Raw genomic sequence first — 22,033 nt, 5'->3', positions numbered from 1 at the left:
AGTCAATAGTTCACAATGCCGAAACATAAGCCCTGTTGGCGAGCGTTTCGCCAGCCCACGAGGGAGGCGCGTTCGCCCCGACCGGGCGGAGAAATTGTATTTTTCCGACGTGAAGCTCTCGGGGTACGCGTCAGCGGACGGGTGCTGCGGAACGCCCGATGCGCAGGATCGCGCGGCCGTGCTCGGTCATCAGCGCCTCGGACCAGTCGGTGCTGTCGCCCCACTCGACCTCGACGTCGTCGACCTCCGGCGCCACCCGTCCGATCTCCCGGCGCACGCTCTGCTCGAAGAACGGCGTGTACATGCAGAACGGACCGGTGGTGATCAGGTCGAGTGTCACCCGCAGCCGGCCGTCCGGCTCGCGGTACGCCCGCACGTCGCGTACCAGCCCCATGTCGACGATGCCCACCCGCCGGCCGACGCCCAGCCCGCAGGGGTCGTACACGGTGTTGCACGCGGTCAGCAGGCGTGACCGCAGGTCGGCGGCGACCGGGTCCGCGCCGCTCATGCCGCCAGCCGTTCCCGGTGGAGTGCCCACGGGCGGGGCGCGTGCGCGAGGTAGTCCTCGCGGCGCCGGGCCAGGTCGTCACCCGCCACCGCCGCGCGCGCCGCGCTCTCGTCCAGGCCGTGCAGGCGCAGCGCGTTGCCGCCCATCAGCTTGGCGAGCACGTCCGGGGTGAACTCGGGGAAGCCCCACCCCTCGACCAGGTCCCGGGGCATCTCGAACGTCGTCAGCGCCTCGATGATCGGCTGCGGGTGCGCGGACGGCACGCCGGTGGCGAACATGATGCGATCCGTACCGCCGTGCATCATGAGCATGCCGACGATCTCGGCGAACCGGCGCGGCTTGCGCACGATCATGTTCGACACCGACTCGATGGTCGCCCAGATGTTCGGGTGCGTCCGCAGTTGCAGCGCGCAGTCCTCCAGGAACGCCCAGCCGCTGTGCACCACCTCGAACGTCAGGTCCGGGAAGGCGATCGCCGCGCAGGTCACGTCGTCGACGTGGTTGAGCACCCGCGGACCGGCTCCGGCCGGCACCGCCTTGTGCGCGCCGATGTGCCGGACGCCGAGGTCGAGCGCCTTCTGCAGGTAGGGGAACGCCAGCTCGCAGTCGTCCAGCAGCATCAGCTTCGAGGAGTTCACCTCCGGGTCGATCAGCCCGTTGGTCGGATAGAACTTGAACCCGTCGATGTCGTCCTCTTCGGCGCGCTGCTGCATCAGGTCCAGCTCGGCGGGGCCGCGCAGCGGGTCCACCGGCGCGAACAGCAGCACCCGGTCCGGGTACCGCCGCTTCAGCTCGCGGCCCAGCTCGTACGGCGAGGCGCCGCCGTCGAAGAAGCCGTCGATCTCCACGCCGTGGTAGATCATCACGTCGACGGCGCTCTCCACGAACACGATGTCCGCCAGCTCCTCGGCGGTCCAGCCGGCGGTGAACTCGTCCCGCGTCATCAGGTAGCCGGGCGCCGGCGACTCGACCGAGGTGTGGCCGATGCGGTACAGCGCGTTCACCATGCCGTCGTACGCGGCCTGGGAGCAGTGCGGCGCCCGGTTCGCGGGCCGGAAGTCGTACCCGTGGACGACACCGTCCACCACGACCATCCCATTGATCATGTCAACTCCGTTCTCCTGTCGACGGGAGCGTGACGAGCGGTGGACGGGCGCGGCCGGTCACCGCGCCGGCCGCCCGTCGCGGCAGTGCGCGGTATGTGATCGCGGCCACCATCGGCCCGAGAATGTACACAACATAGGGGCGCAGATCGGAGCGGTCAAGATGCCCTCGTCGTCCACTCGAGCCGTCGGCACACGCCACGACCGGCGTCGCCACCTCGTGGTTTTCCCGATTTTCTCGACACGTCGGGTCGAATGAGACCCGGCGGCGAGCACCGGAACCATTGGTTCGCCGCGAATCCTTGACAGTGATTGCATACATTGCTTGACTCTCTCGCCATGACAGAGCAGGCAGCGGCAGTCCCTCGTCCCGGGGACGTCGAGCGCCGCCGGGACGACGTCCCACCCCCCACCACCACACCGGTCCTGCAGGCGCGCGGCATCGCCCGCAGCTTCGGCGCCGTACGGGCCCTGCGCGACGCGTCACTGACCTTGCGACGGGGTGAGGTCATGGCGCTGATGGGCGACAACGGCGCCGGCAAGTCGACGCTGGTGAAGACGCTCGCCGGCGTGGTCACGCCGGATCGCGGCGAGATCCTGGTCGACGGCGCGCCCCGCCGCTTCGCCGGCCCCGCCGACGCGCTCGACGCCGGCATCGAGACCGTCTACCAGGACCTGTCGCTGATCGACTCGATGAGCGCGGCGGAGAACGTCTTCCTGGGCCGGGAACCGCTGGGCCGCGGCCCGATGTCCCGGCTGCTGCGCCTGGTGGACCGCCGCGCGATGGCGGAGCGGACGCAGAAGGCCGTCGACCGCATCGGCGCCCGGCTGCCCTCGCTGTCCTCGCACGTGTCCTCGATGTCCGGCGGACAGCGCCAGGCGCTCGCCGTCGCTCGGGCCACCATGTGGGGCCGCAACATCGTGATGCTCGACGAGCCGACCGCGGCGCTCGGCGTCACCGAGTCCGGGCACGTCCTGGAGATCATCACCGCGCTCAAGCAGCAGGACATCGCGGTGCTGATGATCTCGCACAACCTCGAACACGTCTTCCGCGTCGCCGACCGGGTCACGGTCATGCGACAGGGACGCACCGTCGGCGAGCTGACCACCGCCGAGGCGTCCTCCGGCGACATCGTCGCCCTGATCACCGGTGCCGCGCCCGCCACACCGGTGACCGAGTCCTGACACCGGCCGCACCGGCCGAAGCAAGCCCGAGAGAAGGGATCAGAGTGAGACGCAGATCGTTCGCGAGCGCCGCGCTCGTCGTCGCGCTGGGCATGACGGCGGCATGTTCCACCGAGGGGGCGGCCCCGGCGGCCCCCACGGAGGGCAAGGCCATGGAGGCCAAGGAGGTCCGGATCGGGTTCGCCAACTTCGCCGAGCCGGCCAGCCCCGTGCTGGGGGCCATCGACGTCGGCATGCGCAAGGAGGCCGAGAAGCGCGGGTGGGAGATTCTCGTGCTCAACAACGACCGGGACGGGCCGACCGCGGTGGCGAACGCCGAGACCATGGTCTCCCGCGGCGTCACCCACGTGGTGGAGTTCCAGGGTGACGGCAAGGTCGCGCCGCAGATCATGGACATCTTCAACAAGGCCGGGATCCCGGTCATCGCGATCGACATCGCCCACCCGGGCGCGCACTTCTTCGGGATCAACAACGTCGAGTCGGGACGGCTGTCCGGCCGGGCCGGCGGGACGTACGCGAAGGAGAAGTGGGACTGCAAGCCGGACCTCGTGACGGTGCTGGAGAACGAGGAGTCCGGTGACGTGGCGCTGCTGCGCACCGAGGGCATCCTCAAGGGACTCAAGGAGGTGTGCCCGGACATCGACGGCGTCATCACCCGGCGCAACTCGCCGACCACGCCGGACGGTGCCCAGGGCGTCGCCCGCGACATCCTGGTCTCCAAGCCCGACGCGAAGAAGATCCTCGCGCTCGGCGGCAACGACAACATGATCATCGGCACCATCAACGCCGCGGAGCAGCTCAGCCGCGCCGGTGAGATCTACGGCTACGGCCTCGGCGCCGATCTCATGCTGTTCGGGGTCGACACGCCGGGACTCGGCGGCTCGACCGCGTTCTGGTACGAGGGCTACGCCAAGCAGATCTACACGATCCTCGACCGGATGGTCGGCGGCGAGAAGATCCCCGTGGTCGACTCGCCGAAGGACCCGAACGCGCTGTTCAACCCGGTCTGCGCGTTCCCGAAGGACGCCGTGTCGTCCATCCCGCCGCTCAAGGAGCGGATCGACGCGCTCTACGCCAAGGACGCCCCGGCCAAGTCTGCCGCCGAGCAGTACTGTCCCGCGGGTACCGAGACGTACGGGCTCGGCAAGTGAGCACCTGACCATGTCCGTGTCTGCCCCGCAGGCAGCCGTCCGGCGGAGCACGGGTCTTCCCGTGCTCCGCCGCCACGGCGCCACACTCGCCCTGGCCGCGCTCTGGGTGGCGCTGGTGCTGGCCACCGCCGTGAAGTCGCCGGCCTTCCTGTCCCACCAGACCGTCATCGCCGTGGCCTTCAACATGGCGTTCATCGGCATCCTGGTCGTCGGCGTCAGCCTGGTGATGCTCAGCGGCGCCGAGTTCGACCTGTCCGTCGGCGTGACGGCGGTGGCCGCCGCGCTGATCGCCGCCCAGCTGCTGACCGACGGCGCGTCGTTCGCCCTGGTGCTTGTCGCGGTGCTGGTGTTCGGCACGCTGATCGGCGTCGTCAACGCGGCGCTGATCGTGCGCGTGCGCATCCACCCCATCGTCGCCACGCTCGGCACGATGTTCCTGGTCAGCGGCACCACCCGGCTGTTCATCGAGTTCGTGCCGATCCCGCGCGACAGCTTCCTGCGCCGGCACGTCGCCGGCGACCTGTTCGGCGTACCGCGGGTCTTCTGGATCATGCTGGTGCTGCTCGCCGCCGTCGCGTTCGTGGCCGGCCGGACCCGCCTGGGCCGGCACCTCGTCGCGGTCGGCGGCAACCGGCAGGCCGCGCTCGTGCGCGGCCTGCGGCCGGACCGGATCCAGGCCGGCGCGCTGGTGTTCTGCGGCCTGATCGCCGGCCTCGCCGGGCTGGTCCTCGCGTCCCAGGGCGACATCGTCCAGTCCACGCTGACCCCCGGCACCGAGTTCCGGGTGATCTCGATCCTGCTGCTCGGCGGGATGGCGCTCACCGGCGGCCGGGGCAGCTTCGTCGGCGTCGCCGTCGCGCTGCTGCTGCTCAACACGCTGCCCACGGCGATCGTCACCTGGGGGGTCTCGTCCAGCTGGCAGCCGGTCGTCGAGGGAGTCGTGCTCGCGGTCGCGCTCGCCGTCAACAGCGTCAGGAGCACCCCATGACGACAACGGGTACCCGGCCCGGATGGGCCACCCTGCTCAGCCGCCCGTCCACCACGAGCGTGCTGCTGTTCGTGGTCGCCGTGACCGCCGCGCTGAGCTTCGCGCCCGACTTCGCCACCCGCGCCAACATCTCCAGCATGCTCGGCGACATGCTCGCCCCGGCGATCGTCCTGCTCGCGGCGAGCCTGGCGATGACCGGCGGCGTCGCCGACCTCAGCGTCGGCTCGGTCCTCGGCCTCGGCGCGGTCGTCTACGCCACCGTCTACACCGCCTCCGGCTCGTGGCAGATCGGCGTGCTCGCCGCGCTCGGCACCGGGCTGCTGGCCGGACTCACGAACGGCGGCCTCGCGCTGGTGTTCGGCGTCTGGCCACTGATCGCCACGCTGGGCATGCTCGTCGCCGCCCGCGGCCTGGCGAAGGTGATCAGCGACGGCAGCTCGGTGGCCGCGTACACCCCGGAACTCAGCACCGCGCTGAAGACCACGATCGGGCCGCTGCCGGTGCCGGTCCTGGTGGTGCTGGGGCTCGCCCTGGTGTGCGGCGCGCTGGTCCGCCGGTCCCGCTGGGGAACCCACCTGCGCGCCACCGGCGGCGACGAGGTGGTCGCCGCCCGCGCCGGCATCCGGGCCGGCCGGGTCCAGCTGGCGCTGTTCGTGCTGACCAGCACCGCCGCGGCGGTCGCCGGCTGCATCCAGGTGATGCGCACCGGCGCCTCGGCCGTCACCCTCGGCGAGGGCACCGAACTGTACGTCTACGGCGCGCTGCTGATCGCCGGGTTCCGGCTGGCCGGCGGCGGGCACGGGAACCCGATCACGGCGTTCCTGAGCCTGCTCTCGCTGAGCATCGTGCTGAACATCTTCCGGCTGCGCGGCATGCCGTTGCCGCTGGGCGACATCCTGCTCGGCGTCACGCTGCTCGGCGCGGTGTCGCTCGGCTGGATCCGCCAGCGTACGCAGCGGCACTCCCCGGCGCCGGAACCCGAGCCGGAGGCCCGGCCGCACACCGTGCCGGCCTGACCTCCACCCGCACCACCGGAACGACCGACGAGAGAACAGGGACGACATGAACGACTATGCCCGCGGCCCACTGTCCGGCTTGCGCGTGATCGAAGCCGGGGTCCTGCTGGCCGGGCCGTTCTGCGGCCAGATCCTCGGCGACCTCGGCGCCGACGTGATCAAACTGGAGGAGCCGGGCCGGGGCGACCCGATGCGCGAGTGGGGACGCGAGCGCCCGTACGGCAAGTCGCTGTGGTTCCCGGTGCTCGGGCGAAACAAGCGCTCGGTCACCCTCAACCTGCGCGTCCCGGAGGGGCAGGAGGTGCTCCGCCGGCTCGCCGCCGAGGCCGACGTCCTGGTGGAGAACTTCCGGCCCGGCACGCTGGAGCGCTGGGGCGTCGGCCCGGACGTGCTGTGGGACATCAACCCGCGGCTGGTGATCGTACGGGTGTCGGCGTACGGGCAGTCCGGACCGTACGCCGAACGCGCCGGGTACGGCTCGATCGGTGAGGCGATGGGCGGCATCCGCTACACCACGGGTGATCCCGACTCGCTGCCCAGCCGGGTCGGCATCAGCATCGGCGACTCGCTGGCCGGCACGTTCGCCGCCGTCGGCGCGATGGGCGCGCTGCGGGTGGCCGAGGCGACCGGCCGGGGCCAGATCGTCGACAGCGCCATCTACGAGTCGGTGCTCGCGCTGATGGAGTCGCTGGTGCCGGAGTACGCGATCGGCGGCTACATCCGGGAACGCACCGGCTCGATCCTGCCGAACATCGCGCCGAGCAACGTCTACGTCGCCTCCGACGGCGGCATGGTCGTGATCGCGGCCAACCAGGACACCGTGTTCCGGCGGCTGGCCGAGGCGATGGCGCAACCGGAACTGGCCGCCGACCCGCGGTTCGCCGGCCACACCGGCCGCGGCCGGCACCAGCGCGAACTGGACGAGCTGATCGCCAAGTGGTGCGCCGGGTACGCCGGGGACGAGCTGCTGGAGCTGCTGCACCGCCACGGTGTCCCCGCCGGCCGGATCTACACCGCCAAGGAGATGCTCACCGACCCGCACTTCGCCGCCCGGGAGGCGATCGTCCGGCTGGAGCACCCGGACCTCGGCGAGTTCCCGATGCAGAACGTCGTGCCGAAGCTGACCGCGACGCCCGGCGGCATCCGCCGCGTCGGGCCCGAGCTGGGCGAGCACACCGACGAGGTGCTCCGCGACGTCGCCGGGCTCGACGGCGACGAGATCTCCCGCCTGCGCGCCGCGGGCGTCGTCTGAGCCCTGTCCCACCCCACCCACCACCACGGAAGGAACCCCCTCATGGACAACTTCACCAAGACGTCGGTCACGATCGGCGCCGCCCAGCGGATCCTCGCCGCCGCGATCGCCAAGGCCGAGCAGATGACGCTGCCCTGCGTCATCGCCGTCGTCGACGAGAGCGGCGTGCTGAAGGCGTTCGCCCGGATGGACGGCGCCGCGCTGCTGTCGGTGCAGGTCGCGCAGGACAAGGCGTACACGGCGGCGGGCTTCGGCATGCCCACCGACGGCTGGTACGACTTCATCAAGGACGACGCGCCCCTGGCCACCGGCGCGACCACCGGCATCGACCGGCTCGTCGTCTTCGGCGGCGGCTACCCGATCACCGCCGACGGCGCGGTGATCGGCGGCATCGGGGTCAGCGGCGGGCACTACACGCAGGACATGGAGGTCGCGCGCGCCGGCCTGGAGGCCGTGGCCTGATGCTCCGGCACCGGGCCCGGGGGACCGCCGCAGCGGCGGTCCCCCGCCCCGGCTCACCCGACGCCGGCCAGCCAGGACTCGTAGTCCAGCGCGCCGGTCAGCTCCGGCCGGTCCCGGCCGCGCAGCGCGCGGGCCAGCGCGGACGCCGTGCCCGCGCCGATCGCGCCGACCCGCGCGGCGAGCACGGCCCCGGCGTCCGGGTCGGCGGACACCGAGCCGACCAGGCCGTGCCGCAGCGCCTCCTCGGCGTCGAGCGTGGCGCCGGTCCAGGCCAGGTGCGCCAGCACGCCGGTGCCGGCGACACCGGCGAGCAGCCGTCCGGCACCGCCGGCCAGGAACGCCGCGGGCGAGCCGGTGCCGAACGTGGCGGTGGGCGCGGCGACGCGCAGGTCCGCGGCGAGCGCCAGGCCGAGCCCGAGGCCGCGTACGGCGCCGTCGACGTGGACGATCACCGGGCCGGGCGCGGCGTGCACCCGCAGCACCAGCTCGTGCAACTGCCCGCTCACCACCGGCTGGGCCAGGTCGTCCGGCTCGTGCCGCCACGCGTCACCCTGGACGCGGATCAGCAGGGGCTCCCCCGGCGTACGGGCGTGCCGCTTGAGCGCGTCGAGCAGGGCGGCGCGGGCGGCCGGGCCGAGCCGTTCGCCCGCGCCCGGGTCGGTGGCCTCGTGTACCTGCGTCACGTCTCTCTCCTATCGGCCGGTGAATCGGGCCGGACGCTTCTCCAGGAACGCGTCGATGCCCTCGATGTGGTCGTCGGTGGACAGCAGCGTCAGCAGCAGCGAACGCTCGTGGGCGAGGCCGGCGGTCAGGCCGACCTCCTCGGCGGTCCGCAGCGCCTGCTTGCCGAGCCGGGCCGCGACCGGGCTGCGGGCGGCGATCGAGGCGGCGAGCACGATCCCCGCCTCGACCACCCGTTCGGCAGGTACCACCTGGCTGACCAGGCCCATCCGCTGCGCGGTCCAGGCGTCCACCAGGCGGCCGCCGAGCACCAGTTCGGCGGCCCGGAACCGGCCGGCGACGCGGGCCCAGCGCTGGGTGCCGCCGGCGCCCGGGATGATGCCGAGGTTGATCTCCGGCTGGCCGAACACGGCGGAGTCGGCGGCGACCACCGCGTCACACGTCATGGCCAGCTCGCACCCGCCACCCAGGACGTATCCGGCGACCGCGGCGACGGCCGGCTTGCCGAAGCGGGCGAACCGGTTCCAGCACTCCAGCCGCTCGGAGAGCAGGTAGTCGGCCGGGGACGTCCGGCGCAGCTCGCGGATGTCCGCGCCCGAGGCGAACAGCCGCGGGCCGCCGGTCAGCACCAGCACCCGTACCTCCGGGTCGGCCTCGGCCCGGTCCATGGCCGCGGCGAGCGCGCGCAGGACGTCGGCGCTGAGCGCGTTGCGGGTCTGCGGCCGGTCGATGGTGGCGACCGCCACCGCGTCGTGTACCGCGTAACCGACGGGTTCCACGGATCACCTCCCTGTCGTCCGCACCAGGCGAACATACCCATCGGTATGTCGTCAAGATCCGAGCCACCATCGCCGAAAGCCGCGCACACAAGGGGAAACAGCATCCGGGATCCGCTTGACACCGACAACGAGCACCGCCTAGACATCTCGACATACGCAACGGTATGGCGCGGCGCGCAACGACCGGCCCGCGCCGGAGAACCGGGAGGCACCACGTGTCCGTGATCTGGGAGCCACGCCTGGACGACGAGGGACGCCACTGGCGCGACCTCGCCCGGGACGTGGCGGCGCGCCACTTCGCGCCGCTGGCCGAGGAACTCGACAGGGAGCAGCGCTACCCGTGGGAGAGCGTGCGGGTGCTCGTCGACGAAGGGCTGGCCGGGCTGCTCGTGGAGCGCGAGCACGGCGGGCGGGGCGCGTCGTTCGTCACCGCCTGCGCGGTCATCGAGGAGGTCTCCCGCGCCTGCCCGTCGACCGGCGCGATCCTCACCGCGTACGCGCTGGGCGCCACCCCTCTGGTGCTGGCCGGCACGCCCGCGCAGCGCGAGCGCTACCTCGGCGGTCTGGCCCGGGGCGAGGCGATCAGCTTCGCGCTGACCGAGGAGGGCGCCGGCAGCGACGCCGCCCGCATCCGCACCACAGCCGAACGCGAGGGAGCGGGCTGGCGGCTGCGCGGCGAGAAGATCTACATCGGCAACGGCGGCGCGTCCCGGTACTACGTGGTCTTCGCGCTCACCGACCCGCAGGCCGGCACCCGCGGCATCACCGCGTTCCTGGTGGACAAGGACGCCGACGGCGTGGTCATCGACAGGTACGAGGACAAGATGGGCATCCGCGGGACGCTCACCAGCAACCTCAAGCTGGACACCTGGGTGCCCGACGGCGACGTGCTCGGCGACCTCAACCGGGGAATGCGGCTGGCCATGCAGACGCTGTCCGCCGGGCGGATCAGCGTCGCGGCCCAGTCGCTCGGCGTCGCCCTGGCCGGCTTCGACGTCGCGTCGCGGGAGGCGGTCCGGCGGGAGACGTTCGGCCGGCCGATCATCGACAACCAGGGCATCTCGTTCCCGCTGGCGGACGTCGCCACCGGCATCACCGCCGCCCGGATGATCACCTTCGAGGCGGCCCGGACGCACCAGGAGGGCGGCGACGTCGGCATCCTCGGCGCGATGGCCAAGCTGTACGCCAGCGAGGTCGCGCACCGGGCGGTCGACACCGCCGTGCAGGTGTTCGGCGGGGACGGCTTCTGCAAGCCCTGCCCGGCCGAGCGGCTCTACCGGGACCAGCGGATCCTGGAGATCTACGAGGGCACCTCGGAGATCCAGCGGCTGGTGCTGGGCCGGGCGATCAAGGCTTCGGTGGCGGCATGAGCGCGCCCTGGCGGCTGAGCGTCGACTGGCCCGCGTCCGGCGCCAGCCGGGTGTTCGACCTGGCGCAGCAGATGTACACCGGCATCCCGCACCACCCGAACCACCCGCCGTACAGCTTCACGCTGACCAAGCGGCACGGCGAGATCATGTACCCGGACGGCGTCTCCGCCGCCGCCGAGATGATCACCACGGGCGGGCACGTGGGCACCCACGTCGACGGGCTCGCGCACGTCTCCCGGCTCGGCAAGGTGTACGGCGGCGTGGACGTCACGGCGAGCCAGTCGTACGCCGGCGGGGTGCCGGACGTGTCCGTGCACGACCTGCCGCCCATGCTGGCGCCCGGTCACCTGGTGGACGCGACAGTAGCGCTCGGCCGGCCGCTGACGCCCGCCGACGGCGTCGGCGCGGAGCTGTTCGAGCGCTGGTTCGCCGACCGGCCCCGCCCCCGCCCCGGTGCCGTGGTGCTGGTGCGCACCGGCTGGGACGAGAAGTGGACGGACAACGCCGCGTACCTCGGTGTCGCCACCGGCGCACCCGGCGTGGACGTCAGCGGCGCGCGCTGGCTCACCGACCACGGCGTGGTGGCGGCCGGCGCGGACACCATCGCGTTCGAGCACATGCCCAGCCCCGCGCTGGCGGTGCACTGCCACCTGCTCGTCGACCACGGCGTGCCGATCATGGAGGCGATGAACCTCGCGCCGCTGGCCGCCGAGGAGGTCTGGGACTTCTTCTTCATCGCCGCCCCGCTGTCCATCCGGGGCGGCACCGGGTCACCGATCCGCCCGCTCGCCGTCGTACCCGACACCGCACCGGAGACCGCCGCATGAGCGCCGACGACGAGACCACCACGCGCCCGCCCGCCCCCGGCCGGCGGGACATCCTGGAGGCGGCCGCCACCGCGTTCACCCGCAACGGGTACGCGGCCACCACCATCGACGACATCGCCCGCGAGATGGGCGCCACCAAGGGGCGCGTCTACCACTACTACCGCGCCAAGGCGGACGTCTTCCTGGACATCGTCACCACCGGGATGCAGGAGCTGATCGACGGCATCGAGCCGATCGCCGGCAACGGTGGTCTCGACCCGGCCACCCGGCTCTGGCGGATGGCGCACCACCACGCCGGGCTGATGATGACCCGCAACTCGTTCCAGCGGGTGGCGATGCGCGCGGTCGAGATGCGCCGCCTCGGCGAGGCGCCGGCGCAGCAGCAGGCCCTGGAGACCGTGATCGCCATGCGCGACCGGTACGAGCAGATTTTCGCCGACGTCATCGACGAGGGCCGCGAGGCCGGGGTGTTCCGCGAGGTGGACAGCCGGCTGGCCACCAAGCCGCTGCTCGGCGCGCTGAACTGGATCAGCCTCTGGTACGACCCGCAGCGCGGCGACTACAACACCCGCCAGCGGCTCGCCGACGAGTACGCGGACTTCATCGTCGGCGGGCTGCGCCGGAGCCCGCGATGACCGGGCCGTTCTCCGCGCGCCACTGGCACGAGGCCGAGACGTGGCCGCGCGAGCGGCTGGCCGCGTACCAGCTCACCCGCCTGAAGGCACAGCTGTCCTATGTGTACGCCGCCAGCGACTTCTACCGCACCCGGTGGGACGCGCTCGGCTTCCACCCGGGCGACGTCCGGGACCTGGCCGACCTGCGCCGCCTGCCGCTGGTCGGCAAGGCCGACTACGTGGCCGACCTGGCCGCCCACCCGCCGTGGGGCAGCGCCGTCGCCGCGCCGGTGGCCGACCGCCGCCGGGTGCACTTCTCCTCCGGCACCACCTCGAACCCGACCCCGGTGCTGTGGACCGCGCACGACCTGGACCGCTGGGCCGACCTGTACGCGCGGGCCGCGTACAGCCAGGGCGTCCGGGACACCGACGTGTACCAGTGCCTGTTCAGCTACGCCTGGTTCGTCGGCGGGCTCGGTGCGACAGCCGGCTACCAGCGCATCGGCGTGACGCTGCTGCCCGCCGGGTCCGGCGACACCCAGCGTCAGATCGACACCATCTTCCGGTACGGCACCACGGCCGTCGGCGGGACACCGTCGTTCATGCTGCACCTGGCCGAGACCGCGGAACGTGCCGGCACACCGCTGCGTGACTCGCCGGTGCGGCGGATCCAGGTCGGTGGCGAACCGGGCGCCGGAGTGCCGGCCACCCGCGCGCACATCGAGCAGCGGTGGGGCGCGAAGTGCTTCGACGGCTACGGCAGCCTGGAGTTCCAGCCGATCGCCTGGGAGTGCGAGGAACAGGCCGGCGGCCACCTGGCCGAGGACTTCGCGTACGCCGAGGTGCTCGACCCGTACACCCACGAGCCGGTGGCCGACGGCACCCCCGGCCTGCTGGTGCTCACCCACCTGGACAAGCGGGCGACGCCGCTGGTGCGGTGGGCCACCGGCGACGTGGTGGTCCGCGACAGCACGGCCTGCCCGTGCGGGCGCACGCTCGCCCGGCTGCCCGGCGGCGTCGTCGGCCGGGCCGACGACATGCTCGTGGTACGCGGGGTGAACCTGTTCCCGTCCGCGGTCGAGCAGGTGGTCCGCGCCACCCCCGGCACCTGCGGCGAGTACCTGATCGTCCTCGACGACGACGTCACCGACCCGGCGACCGGCTACCTCACCGGCATCAAGCTGCGCGTCGAGGTGACCGGCGACGACCAGCGGGTGGCCCGCGAGCTGGCGCACGCCGTGCGCGCCGAGCTGACCGTGCGGGCGGTGGTGGAGACCGTTGCCGAGGGCACGCTGCCGCGCAGCACCCACAAGAGCAAGCGCGTCGTACGCGCCGAGCGGAAGGTTCCGTGATGGACAGGCAAGCGTTCCTGGTCGGCGCTGTGCGTACCCCGCACGGCCGGTACGGCGGCGCGCTGCGCGACGTACGGGTGGTGCGCCTGGGCGGGCTGGCCGGCGCCGAGGCGCTGGCGCGGGCCGGGGTGCCCGCCGAGGCGGTGGACGAGACGGTGGTCGCCAACTGCCGCCAGGCGGGCAACGGCCCGAACCCGGGTCGGCAGGTCTCGCTCGCGGCGGGCGTACCGGTGCCGGTGCCGGCACAGACGATCAACATGGCGTGCGCCTCCGGCCTCAAGGCGGTGCAGCTCGCGCACCGGTCGGTGCGGTCCGGCGAGGCCGACGTGGCGCTGGCGGTGGCCGCGGAGAGCATGAGCACGATGCCGTACCTGGCGCCGTACACGCTGCGCTGGGACGGGGTGCGGCGCGGCGACGTCCTGCTCCAGGACGGCTGGCGCGACGGCGGCACCGACCCGATCTGCGGCATGAGCATGGGCGAGACGGCGGAGAAGGTGGCCCGCGAGTTCGGGGTGTCCCGCGCCGACCAGGACGCCTGGTCGGCGCGCAGCCACCAGCGGCTGGCCCGGGCCTGGGAGTCCGGCGCGATGGCGCGGGAGGTGCTGCCGCTGGACGAGCTGGACCGCGACGAGACGGTACGCCCCGACACCACACCGGACCGGCTCGCCCGGCTGCGTCCGTCGTTCACCGACGGCGGCACGGTCACGGCGGGCAACGCGAGCCAGATGGCCGACGGCGCCGCGGCGGTCGTGGTGGCGAGCGGCGAGGCGGTACGGCGGTACGGGCTGACCCCACTGGGCCGGATCGCCGGGTTCGCGGCGGTCGGCGTGGATCCCACGATGATGGGCGTCGGGCCGGCCGAGGCGATCCCGATGGCCCTGCGCCGGGCCGGGCTGACCGTCGGCGACATCGACCTGTTCGAGATCAACGAGGCGTTCGGCGCGCAGATCGTGCAGAACGTGCGCGCGCTGGGCCTGGACGAGGAGCGGGTGAACGTCAACGGCGGCGGGATCGCCCTCGGTCACCCGACCGGCCAGAGCGGCGCCCGGCTGGTCGTCTCGCTGCTGCACGAGCTGGCCCGCCGCGACGGCCGGTACGGCGTGGCGAGCCTGTGCGTCGGCGGCGGGCAGGGCATCGCCGCCGTGATCGAGCGGGTGACCCGGTGATCGCCGTCGTGGTCGGCCTCGGTCCGATGGGCCGGGGCATCGCGCAGGTCCTCGCCGCGGCGGGGCTCACCGTCCGGGTCGTCGACGCCACCGCCGAGCTGGGCCGCGCGGGCCTGGAGCGGATCCGCGCCGACGGCGCGACCGGCGACCTCGAGGCCGCCGCCGACGTCGAGACCGCGCTCGCCGGCGCGGACGTTCTGATCGAGGCGATCGTGGAGGACATGGACGCCAAGCGCGACCTGCTCGCCCGGGTCGCCGCGGCCGGCGGGCCGGACCTGCTCGTCGCCTCCAACACCTCGTCGCTGAGCGTCAACGAGATGGGCCGCGCGTTCGGCGCCCCGGAACGTCTGCTCGGCCTGCACTTCTTCAATCCGCCCACCCGGATGCGCCTGGTGGAGGTGATCGTCGGCGCGGCCACCGCCGAGGCGACGGTACGGCGGGCGCTGGCGCTCGTGGAGTCGCTCGGCAAGACCGCTGTGGTGTGCCGGGACTCGCCGAACTTCATCGTCAACCGGGTCTGCCGCCCGCTGTACTACGAGGCGCAGCTCCTCCTCGCGCAGGGCGTCGAGGCGGCGGTGGTGGACGCGGTCGCCCGGGGCGCGCTCGGGCACCCGATGGGACCGCTGCAACTGCTCGACTTCACCGGGCTGCACACCCACCTGGCCTCCTCGGAGACCGCGCTGCGCGAGTTCGGCGACCCCCGGTACCGGCCCATCCCCCAGGTGCGCGGCCTGGTCCGGGCCGGCCTGACCGGCAAGGCGGCCGGCCGCGGCTTCTACGACTACGCCACCGAGCCGCCACGCGACGCCAACGCCCGGGTGGTCCGGCAGCCGGGGCAACCGAACGGCCCGGCGGCCCCCGTGGTCAGCCTCGGCGCGCCGACCCCGCAGCGGGTGTCGGAGCTGGCCGGGCTGGCGGCCCGGCAGAACGTGGTGCTGGACAGCTCGGACGCCGGCTGGGCCGACGTGCTTCCCCCGGAGGTCGGCTGGATCCGGCTGCACCGGCGCGCCGACGACGCCGTGTTCGCCGAGGTCGTCGAGGACCCGGTGGCGGGCATCACCGTGCCCGGCTTCGTCGACCGGCTGCTGGATCACCTCGGCGCGCCGTCGGTGCGGGTGCCGGCGCTGCCCGGCCTGGTCGGCGACCGGCTCGCCCACTGCCTGGTGAACGAGGCGGCCATGGTGGTCGAGGAGGGCACCGCCACCGCCGAGGACGTGGACGTGGCGTTGCGCCTGGCGATGAACCATCCGCGCGGGCCGTTCGAGACGCTGCGGTCCGCCGGGGCGGGGACGGTGTACGAGGCCCTGCGGTCGATGGCCGACGCGTTCGGCGACCCCCGCTACCGGCCGGCGCAACTGCTGCGGCGGCAGGCGATCGGCGAGGCGAGGGCCGCCCGGTGACGCGCGAGGACGACAGCGACGTGCGCGTGCTGCGCCCGGGTGTGCTCGCCGGACGGCACGCGGTGGTCACCGGCGCCGGCAGCGGCATCGGCCGGGCGGTGGCGGTACGCCTGGTCGAGCTGGGCGCCCACGTGACCGGGCTGGGGCGGCACGCCGACACGCTCGCCGCCACCGGAGAGCTGGCCAACGGCGGGGACGGCCGATACGCGTACGCGGTCTGCGACGTCCGCGACCACGCCCGTGCTGCCGCCACCGTCGCCGAGGTGGGCGACGCCCACGGGATCGACCTGCTGGTGAACAACGCCGGCGGGCAGTTCTTCGCCCCCGCCGCGCGAATCTCGGCGCGCGGCTGGGCCGCGGTGGTCGACCTGAACCTCACCAGCGTCTTCCAACTCACCACCGCCGCGTACCCGTACCTGCGGCGCAGCCGCGGTGCGGTGGTGAACATGTCGCTGTCCGGTGTGGAACGCGGCGGGCAGGGCATGGCGCACGCCGTCGCGGCCCGCGCCGGCGTGCTCGGGCTGACCCGCACGCTGGCCCTGGAGTGGGCCGCCGACGGCATCCGGCTCAACTGCCTCGGGCCGGGTACGGTGCTCACCGCCGCGCTCGACGCGGAGGCGGACCGGCACGTGCGGGACAACCTGGTGGACCGGGCCACGCCGCTGCGCCGCCCGACCCGCGCCGAGGAGGTCGCCGAGCTGGTGGCGTTCCTGGCCGGCCCGGCCGCCGCCATGATGACCGGCCAGCTCGTCCAGCTCGACGGCGGCGCGCACCTGGGCCCGGGGCTGCACATGCTGGCGGAGGCGTACCGGTGAGCCGCGCCCTCGCCGACGTCGTGGCCGAGCACGTACGCCCCGGCCGGCGGGTCTACCTGGGCAACTTCGGCGCGCAACTGTTCGCCGTCGGGCACGAGATGATCCGGCAGCGGATCCGGGACGTGGACGTGGTGATCGCCTCCGGCGGGCTGCTGATGGACCAGCTGCTCGGCGCGGGGGTGCTGCGCTCGGCCACGTACGGCCACTGCTGGAGCCCGGTCGGCCCGGCGCCGGCCTGGAACTTCCGGCGGGCCGCGCAGGACGGCGACACCCGCGTGACGCTGCACGAGCTGAGCCTCGGGCTGCTCACCGCCGCGCTCACCGCGGGCGCCTGGCGGGTGCCGTTCATGCCGGTGCCGGACCTGCCCGGCACCGGCTACGTGGACGAGGACTGGAGCCGGGGCCGGCTGTCCCGGGTGGACTCGGCGTTCGGGCCGGCGCGGGTGGTCCGGGCCGAGCGGCCCGATGTGGCGTTCGTCCACGTCGACCTGGCCGACGCCGACGGCAACGGGGTGATCCGGGGCCCGCTGGGTGAGGTGCTCGTCGCCGCCCAGGCGGCCCGCCGCACGGTGCTCGTCGCCGAGGAGGTCACCGACGCCGAGACGGTACGCGCCGCCGGGATCAGCATCCCCGGGCTGCTCGTCGACGCGGTGGTCGAACACCCCGGCGCGGTACGCCCCGACGGCGCGGTCGGCCGGTACCCGCGCGACGTGCGGGCGTACGAGCGGTACACCCGCTGCTCGGCCACCGCCGACGGTTTCCGGCGGTGGCTGGCCGAGGAGGTGCGGTGAGCACCGCGGACTTCCTGGTCCGGGCGGCGCGGGAGTTCCGGCGCGGCGGCTGGGTGTTCACCGGCTTCCACTGGCCGGTGCTGGCCGGCCAGTGCGCGTACGCGCTGCCCGGCGAACCGTTCAGCCAGGTCTTCGAGGCCGGCGCCAGCGCGCACCGGGCCGGCGCCGACGTGCCCACGAGCACCACCGACTACCCGGCGTACGCCGGCGGGTTCGGCTGGCTGGGCGGCACCGCCGACGTGCTGCTGGCGATGCGCCACCGGTTCGACCGGGTGGTGCTCGACGCCGGCAACGTCGACCTGCGCGGCCGGATCAACTCGTCGTACCTGGGCCCCCGGGAGCGGCCCACGGTACGGCTCCCCGGTGGCGGTGGCGCCGCCGACATCGCGGCGGCGGCGCGGGAACTGGTGCTGCTGCACGGCGCCCGTGACCCGCGCCGGATCGTGCGCGCGGTCGAGCACGTGACCGCCGCGCCCGCACCGGACGCGCTGGTGCGGCTGCACACCCGGTGGGGCGTGGTGCGGCTCGGCGCGGATCCGCGGCTGGAGGAGGTCACCGCGGACGGCGACGTGCTGCGCGCCCACCTGACCGCGCTCGGCGTACCCGTCGACGACGCGGTCCCCCGGCCGCCGGTCGCGGCGACCGAGCGCGCCGCGGCCGTCGGCGTGCTGCGGCGGGCCGCCGAGCGCGGCTACTCAGTGGCGAAGGGAACGGACAGAGGATGACTGACGACGATCTCGGTGAGCTGCGCCGGCAGGTGCGGGAGCTGGTCGGCGAGTGGCGCGACGGCGACCGGTTCCGGCCGGTGTGCGACGCGTGGCTGCGCTCGTACGACACGGAGTTCAGCCGCGCGCTGGCGGAGCGGGGCTGGATCGGCCTGACCTGGCCGCGCGAGTACGGCGGGCAGGCCCGCTCGAACCGGGCGCGGCTGGTGGTCACCGAGGAACTGCTGCGCGCCGGGGCGCCGGTGGCCGCGCACTGGATCGCGGACCGGCAGATCGGCCCGGCCGTCCTGCGGTACGGCTCCCCCGCGCTGCGCGAGCGGTACCTGCCGGCGATCGCCGCCGGGGAGGTGACGTTCTGCCTCGGCATGAGCGAGACCGAGTCCGGCAGCGACCTCGCCTCGGTGCGTACCACGGCCCGCCCGGACGGCGACGGCTGGCGGCTCACCGGCGGCAAGATCTGGACCAGCCACGCCCACCGGTCCACGCACGCCTACGTGCTGTGCCGCACCGGCACCGGCGACGACCGGCACGACGGGCTGACCGAGCTGATCGTGGACATGTCCGCGCCCGGCGTGACCGTCCGGCCGATCGTCGACCTGCGCGGCGAGCACCACTTCAACGAGGTCGTCTTCGACGACGTGCCGGTGCCCGGCGACCACGTGCTGGGCACCGCCGGCAACGGCTGGACGCAGGTCACCGAGCAGTTGTCCTTCGAACGCGGCGGGATGGAACGGGTGCTCAGCACGTACCCGCTGCTGGCCGCCACCGTCGACGCGTGCGCCGCACGGCGCGACGCGGACGCCGCGCTGGGTACGGCGCTGGCCCGGCTGGCCGGGCTGCGCGGGCTGGCCTGGCGGATCGCCGGTGAGCTGGACGCCGGGCAGGCCCCGGTGCACGCGGCGGCGGTGCTGAAGGACCTGGGCACCGAGTTCGAGGCCGACGTCAACGAGATCGCCCGTACCGTGCTCGACGTCGAGCCCGACCCCGACGGCGACGGACCGGCCGGGCTGCTCGCCCAGGGCCTGCTGGCCGCGCCGGGCTTCTCCATCCGCGGCGGCACCACCGAGGTGTTGCGCACCATCATCGCCAAGGGCGCCGCCCGGGCGGCCCGGCACGGCGGCGACGAGCTGCGGGAGCTGGCCGACGACGTGCTCGGCGGGCACGGCGGCGACCCGGACGGCCTGCCCGCGCTCTGGTCCACAGTGCACGGGCTGGGCTGGACCGGCGTGTCGGTGCCGGAGGGCGCGGGCGGCTCCGGCGGCACCCTCACCGACCTGGTGGCGCTCGTGCGTGGGCTGGGCCGCCACGGCGTCTCCCTGCCACTGGCCGAGACCGTGCTGGCCGCCCGGCAGCTCGCCACCGCCGGCCGTGGCCTGCCCGACGGCGTCGCCACGGTGGTCACCGGCGACGGGATCGCGGTGACCGGCGGGCGGCTGCGCGGCACGGCCGCCCGCGTGCCGTGGGCCGCCGCCGCGCGCACGCTGCTGGTGTACGCGGCCGACGAGGCGTTCGCGGTACCCGCCGACCACCCCGGCGTCCGGGTCACGCCCGGCCGCAACCTGGCCGCCGAGCCGCGCGACGACGTGACGCTCGACGTGCCGGTCACCGACGGCGTTCGGCTCACCGGCGTCGCGCCCGCCGCGACGGTACGCGCCGAGGCGGCGCTGCTGACCGCCGCCGCGCTGACCGGCGCGCTCGAGGCCGCCGTGGAGCACACCCGGCAGCACGTGACGACGCGGGAGCAGTTCGGCCGGCCGCTGCTGGCGTTCCAGGCGGTCGGGCAGACACTGGCCCGGATGACGGCGCACACGCTGCTGGCCGGCACCGCGCTGGACGCCGCGCTGACCGGCCCGGACCCGCTGCGGGTCGCCGCCGCGCGGGTGCTCACCGGGCGGGCCGCGACGCTGGTGGCGCGCGGCGCACACCAACTGCACGGGGCGATGGGCGTGACCCGCGAGCACCCGCTGCATCTGTCCACCCGCAGGCTCTGGTCCTGGCGGGACGAGAACGGCACCCAGCAGTTCTGGGCCGCCTCGCTCGGCGCGGCGCTGGTGCCGCGCGGCAGCGCGGCCGTCTGGTCCTGGCTGACCGAGCAGGAGGCGAAGTCATGAGCACCGTGGAACTGCACAACGAGGACGGGCGCTGGACGCTCACGCTCAACGACCCGGACCGGCGCAACGCCATCGGCGCCGAGATGCGCGACGCGCTCGGCGACGCGATCAGTGAGGTGGCGGCCGACCGGCACGCCCGGACGCTCGTGGTCACCGGCGCCGGCACGGCGTTCTGCGCGGGCGCCGACCTGCCCGCCCTGTTCGGCGAGCCCGGCCGTGGCGTCGCGGAGATCCGCGCCGACCTGCACCGCGTGTACGACAGCTTCCTGCGGGTACGGGCGCTGCCGATCCCGACGATCGCCGCCGTGCAGGGACCGGCGGTGGGCGCCGGGCTGAACCTGGCGCTCGCCTGCGACACCCGGATCGTCGGGCCGAAGGCGAAGCTGATCGCCTCGTTCACGAAGCTCGGCCTGCACCCCGGCGGGGGCTGCACCTGGTTCCTCACCCGGGCGCTGGGCCCGGAACGCGCCCTGCAACTGCTGCTCGACGGCGGGAGCGTGGACGGACCCGAGGCGGTACGCGTCGGGCTCGCCGCGACGCTCGCCGACGACCCGCTGGCCGCCGCGCACGAGCGCGCCCGGCGGTGGGCGGCGCTGGACCCGGCGCTGGCCCGCGACATCAAGACGTCGGTGCGCACCGCGGAGACGGCCGACTTCGCCGCCGCCCTGGAGTTCGAGTCGTGGGCGCAGGCGTCCTCGGCGACCGGGCCGGCGATCCAGGAGGCGGTGGCTGCCTTCCGCAGGTGAGCCGGCCGGGAACCGGACCGGGCGGGGCGCTGCGTGCGCCCCGCCCGGCGGCGTCTCCCGGTGGTCGCGGTCAGACCACCGCGGGCTGCGCCTCGGTCGCCAGGGCGAGCGCGCCGAGCAGCGCGGCGTCCTGCGCGAAGTCCGACAGCACGACCTCCGGCGGGTACGGCAGCGTGTGCGTGAGCCGCTCGGTCAGCAACTCCCGCACCAGGTCGTTGCCCGCGACGCTGCCGACCAGCACGATCCGCTGCGGGTCGAGCAGCAGGCAGCAGGTGACCAGCTGGCGGGCCAGTTCGTCGACGCGCAGGCGGAGCTGCTCGCGTACCGGGCCGGGCTGCTCCGCCGCCGCGCACAGGCCGGCCGCCCGGCCGTCCACGCCGAGCCGCTGCGCCAGCTCGTCCAGGGCCCGGCCGGAGAACGTCGCCTCCAGCATCGGTTCCAGGCGCGGCGGCCAGCTGAGATCGGTCAGTCCGTAGGCGATCTCGCCGGACGCGCCGTGGCGGCCCGGAAGCACCTCGCCGTTGACGGTGACCGCCGCGGCCACCCCGGTCCCCAGCCCGACGACGAGCCCCGGATCGGCGTCGCGCAGCGCACCGAGCCGCAGCTCGGCATAGGCGGCGGCCTTCAGGTCGTTCGTGACCCGCACGTGCGCCAGGTTCAGGTGGGCGCGGACCGCGTCGGCCAGCCGCAGCTGCTCCCAGCCGGGCACGTTCGGCGCCAGTTCGATGCCGTCGTCGTGGACGACGCCGGGCGAGGCGACGCCGGCCGCGACCAGCGTGCCGCCGGTCTGCTCGGCGAGTTCGCGCGCCCGGTCCAGCGCCCGGGTGAGGGCCTGCTGCGCGCCCTGCTCGGCATTGGTGGGCAGCCGCTCGGAGACGAGCAGCCGGCCGTCGGTGTCGCCCACGCCGATGGCCATCTTGGTGCCGCCGAAGTCGATGCCGAGCAGGCGCGGAATTGCCGGTCGTTCCATGGTGATGTCAGATCGCCCTTC

General features: G+C 74.0%; 22 protein-coding genes. 17 read left to right on the top strand and 5 right to left on the bottom strand.

The window, feature by feature from the left end:
* Positions 1-130: 130 nt before the first annotated feature.
* Positions 131-508 (bottom strand): metal-sulfur cluster assembly factor, encoded by a 378-nt coding sequence (locus O7607_RS24175; RefSeq protein ID WP_269705488.1) that lies wholly within the window; start codon positions 506-508, stop codon positions 131-133.
* Positions 505-1,614 (bottom strand): amidohydrolase family protein, encoded by a 1,110-nt coding sequence (locus tag O7607_RS24170; RefSeq protein WP_269705487.1) that lies wholly within the window; start codon positions 1,612-1,614, stop codon positions 505-507. Before O7607_RS24170 ends, O7607_RS24175 begins: the two co-directional genes overlap by 4 nt.
* A gap of 336 nt (positions 1,615-1,950) precedes the next feature.
* Here O7607_RS24170 and O7607_RS24165 point away from each other — a divergent pair, with 336 nt between their 5' ends.
* From O7607_RS24165 to O7607_RS24140, 6 genes are all read left to right on the top strand, one after another.
* Positions 1,951-2,796, top strand: a complete 846-nt coding sequence (locus O7607_RS24165; RefSeq protein WP_269705486.1) for an ATP-binding cassette domain-containing protein — start codon at positions 1,951-1,953, stop codon at positions 2,794-2,796.
* Positions 2,797-2,840: 44 nt separating this feature from the next.
* The gene (locus tag O7607_RS24160; RefSeq protein WP_269705484.1) at positions 2,841-3,947 is read left to right on the top strand and encodes a sugar ABC transporter substrate-binding protein; all 1,107 of its coding nucleotides are present in this window, start codon (positions 2,841-2,843) and stop codon (positions 3,945-3,947) included.
* 61 nt (positions 3,948-4,008) lie between these two features.
* Positions 4,009-4,935 carry an ABC transporter permease gene (locus O7607_RS24155; RefSeq protein ID WP_269705483.1) on the top strand — a complete coding sequence of 309 codons (927 nt, stop codon included), beginning with the start codon at positions 4,009-4,011 and terminating at the stop codon, positions 4,933-4,935.
* Positions 4,932-5,951, top strand: coding sequence for an ABC transporter permease (locus tag O7607_RS24150; protein ID WP_269705482.1), 1,020 nt, complete (start codon positions 4,932-4,934; stop codon positions 5,949-5,951). The genes O7607_RS24155 and O7607_RS24150 overlap by 4 nt, the downstream gene beginning before the upstream one ends.
* A 46-nt stretch (positions 5,952-5,997) precedes the next feature.
* Positions 5,998-7,203, top strand: a complete 1,206-nt coding sequence (locus O7607_RS24145) for a CaiB/BaiF CoA transferase family protein (protein WP_269705481.1) — start codon at positions 5,998-6,000, stop codon at positions 7,201-7,203.
* Positions 7,204-7,245: 42 nt separating this feature from the next.
* Positions 7,246-7,665, top strand: coding sequence for a GlcG/HbpS family heme-binding protein (locus O7607_RS24140; RefSeq protein WP_194799006.1), 420 nt, complete (start codon positions 7,246-7,248; stop codon positions 7,663-7,665).
* 53 nt (positions 7,666-7,718) lie between these two features.
* Here the strand turns inward: O7607_RS24140 and O7607_RS24135 are convergent, their stop codons facing one another.
* Both O7607_RS24135 and O7607_RS24130 read right to left on the bottom strand, forming a co-directional pair.
* A complete protein-coding gene (locus O7607_RS24135; protein ID WP_269705480.1) occupies positions 7,719-8,348 on the bottom strand; it encodes an enoyl-CoA hydratase/isomerase family protein in 630 nt (209 codons plus the stop codon).
* Positions 8,349-8,357: 9 nt separating this feature from the next.
* Complete coding sequence (locus tag O7607_RS24130; RefSeq protein WP_269705479.1) at positions 8,358-9,125, bottom strand: enoyl-CoA hydratase-related protein; 768 nt, start codon at positions 9,123-9,125, stop codon at positions 8,358-8,360.
* Positions 9,126-9,340: 215 nt separating this feature from the next.
* Here O7607_RS24130 and O7607_RS24125 point away from each other — a divergent pair, with 215 nt between their 5' ends.
* The 11 genes from O7607_RS24125 to O7607_RS24075 are packed head-to-tail and all read left to right on the top strand — an operon-like array spanning position 9,341 to position 21,042.
* Positions 9,341-10,495: an acyl-CoA dehydrogenase family protein gene (locus tag O7607_RS24125; RefSeq protein ID WP_269705478.1), complete on the top strand. Its 1,155-nt coding sequence runs from the start codon at positions 9,341-9,343 to the stop codon at positions 10,493-10,495.
* Positions 10,492-11,322 carry a cyclase family protein gene (locus tag O7607_RS24120; RefSeq protein ID WP_269705477.1) on the top strand — a complete coding sequence of 277 codons (831 nt, stop codon included), beginning with the start codon at positions 10,492-10,494 and terminating at the stop codon, positions 11,320-11,322. The genes O7607_RS24125 and O7607_RS24120 overlap by 4 nt, the downstream gene beginning before the upstream one ends.
* Positions 11,319-11,957 (top strand): TetR/AcrR family transcriptional regulator, encoded by a 639-nt coding sequence (locus O7607_RS24115; protein ID WP_269705476.1) that lies wholly within the window; start codon positions 11,319-11,321, stop codon positions 11,955-11,957. The genes O7607_RS24120 and O7607_RS24115 overlap by 4 nt, the downstream gene beginning before the upstream one ends.
* Positions 11,954-13,288 (top strand): phenylacetate--CoA ligase family protein, encoded by a 1,335-nt coding sequence (locus O7607_RS24110; protein WP_269705475.1) that lies wholly within the window; start codon positions 11,954-11,956, stop codon positions 13,286-13,288. The genes O7607_RS24115 and O7607_RS24110 overlap by 4 nt, the downstream gene beginning before the upstream one ends.
* Entirely contained in the window at positions 13,288-14,454 is a 1,167-nt protein-coding gene (locus tag O7607_RS24105) for a thiolase family protein (protein ID WP_269705474.1), read from the top strand. The genes O7607_RS24110 and O7607_RS24105 overlap by 1 nt, the downstream gene beginning before the upstream one ends.
* Positions 14,451-15,854: a 3-hydroxyacyl-CoA dehydrogenase NAD-binding domain-containing protein gene (locus tag O7607_RS24100; RefSeq protein ID WP_269705473.1), complete on the top strand. Its 1,404-nt coding sequence runs from the start codon at positions 14,451-14,453 to the stop codon at positions 15,852-15,854. The genes O7607_RS24105 and O7607_RS24100 overlap by 4 nt, the downstream gene beginning before the upstream one ends.
* Positions 15,851-16,669 (top strand): SDR family oxidoreductase, encoded by an 819-nt coding sequence (locus tag O7607_RS24095; RefSeq protein WP_269705472.1) that lies wholly within the window; start codon positions 15,851-15,853, stop codon positions 16,667-16,669. The genes O7607_RS24100 and O7607_RS24095 overlap by 4 nt, the downstream gene beginning before the upstream one ends.
* Positions 16,666-17,460, top strand: coding sequence for a CoA transferase subunit A (locus O7607_RS24090; protein ID WP_269705471.1), 795 nt, complete (start codon positions 16,666-16,668; stop codon positions 17,458-17,460). Before O7607_RS24095 ends, O7607_RS24090 begins: the two co-directional genes overlap by 4 nt.
* On the top strand, positions 17,457-18,185 hold the full coding sequence (locus tag O7607_RS24085) for a co-chaperone HscB (RefSeq protein ID WP_269705470.1): 729 nt from the start codon (positions 17,457-17,459) through the stop codon (positions 18,183-18,185). The genes O7607_RS24090 and O7607_RS24085 overlap by 4 nt, the downstream gene beginning before the upstream one ends.
* The gene (locus tag O7607_RS24080) at positions 18,182-20,296 is read left to right on the top strand and encodes an acyl-CoA dehydrogenase family protein (RefSeq protein WP_269705469.1); all 2,115 of its coding nucleotides are present in this window, start codon (positions 18,182-18,184) and stop codon (positions 20,294-20,296) included. Before O7607_RS24085 ends, O7607_RS24080 begins: the two co-directional genes overlap by 4 nt.
* Positions 20,293-21,042, top strand: coding sequence for an enoyl-CoA hydratase (locus O7607_RS24075; protein ID WP_269705468.1), 750 nt, complete (start codon positions 20,293-20,295; stop codon positions 21,040-21,042). Before O7607_RS24080 ends, O7607_RS24075 begins: the two co-directional genes overlap by 4 nt.
* Positions 21,043-21,112: 70 nt before the next feature.
* Here O7607_RS24075 and O7607_RS24070 read toward each other — a convergent pair whose 3' ends face one another.
* Complete coding sequence (locus O7607_RS24070; RefSeq protein WP_269705467.1) at positions 21,113-22,012, bottom strand: ROK family protein; 900 nt, start codon at positions 22,010-22,012, stop codon at positions 21,113-21,115.
* Between the last annotated feature and the right edge of the window lie 21 nt (positions 22,013-22,033).

The sequence above is a fragment of the Micromonospora sp. WMMA1949 genome, assembly GCF_027460145.1.
Lineage (GTDB): Bacteria > Actinomycetota > Actinomycetes > Mycobacteriales > Micromonosporaceae > Micromonospora.
This window is presented reverse-complemented; position numbering and strand designations above follow the sequence as displayed.

Excerpts from the sequence above, each read along its gene's own strand:
- O7607_RS24115 (WP_269705476.1), top strand. The coding sequence starts at position 11,319 with ATGAGCGCCGACGACGAGACCACCACGCGCCCGCCCGCCCCCGGCCGG.
- O7607_RS24150 (WP_269705482.1), top strand. The coding sequence starts at position 4,932 with ATGACGACAACGGGTACCCGGCCCGGATGGGCCACCCTGCTCAGCCGC.
- O7607_RS24080 (WP_269705469.1), top strand. The coding sequence starts at position 18,182 with ATGACTGACGACGATCTCGGTGAGCTGCGCCGGCAGGTGCGGGAGCTG.
- O7607_RS24170 (WP_269705487.1), bottom strand. The coding sequence starts at position 1,614 with ATGATCAATGGGATGGTCGTGGTGGACGGTGTCGTCCACGGGTACGAC.
- O7607_RS24105 (WP_269705474.1), top strand. The coding sequence starts at position 13,288 with ATGGACAGGCAAGCGTTCCTGGTCGGCGCTGTGCGTACCCCGCACGGC.
- O7607_RS24075 (WP_269705468.1), top strand. The coding sequence starts at position 20,293 with ATGAGCACCGTGGAACTGCACAACGAGGACGGGCGCTGGACGCTCACG.
- O7607_RS24140 (WP_194799006.1), top strand. The coding sequence starts at position 7,246 with ATGGACAACTTCACCAAGACGTCGGTCACGATCGGCGCCGCCCAGCGG.
- O7607_RS24120 (WP_269705477.1), top strand. The coding sequence starts at position 10,492 with ATGAGCGCGCCCTGGCGGCTGAGCGTCGACTGGCCCGCGTCCGGCGCC.
- O7607_RS24110 (WP_269705475.1), top strand. The coding sequence starts at position 11,954 with ATGACCGGGCCGTTCTCCGCGCGCCACTGGCACGAGGCCGAGACGTGG.
- O7607_RS24175 (WP_269705488.1), bottom strand. The coding sequence starts at position 508 with ATGAGCGGCGCGGACCCGGTCGCCGCCGACCTGCGGTCACGCCTGCTG.
- O7607_RS24145 (WP_269705481.1), top strand. The coding sequence starts at position 5,998 with ATGAACGACTATGCCCGCGGCCCACTGTCCGGCTTGCGCGTGATCGAA.
- O7607_RS24070 (WP_269705467.1), bottom strand. The coding sequence starts at position 22,012 with ATGGAACGACCGGCAATTCCGCGCCTGCTCGGCATCGACTTCGGCGGC.
- O7607_RS24165 (WP_269705486.1), top strand. The coding sequence starts at position 1,951 with ATGACAGAGCAGGCAGCGGCAGTCCCTCGTCCCGGGGACGTCGAGCGC.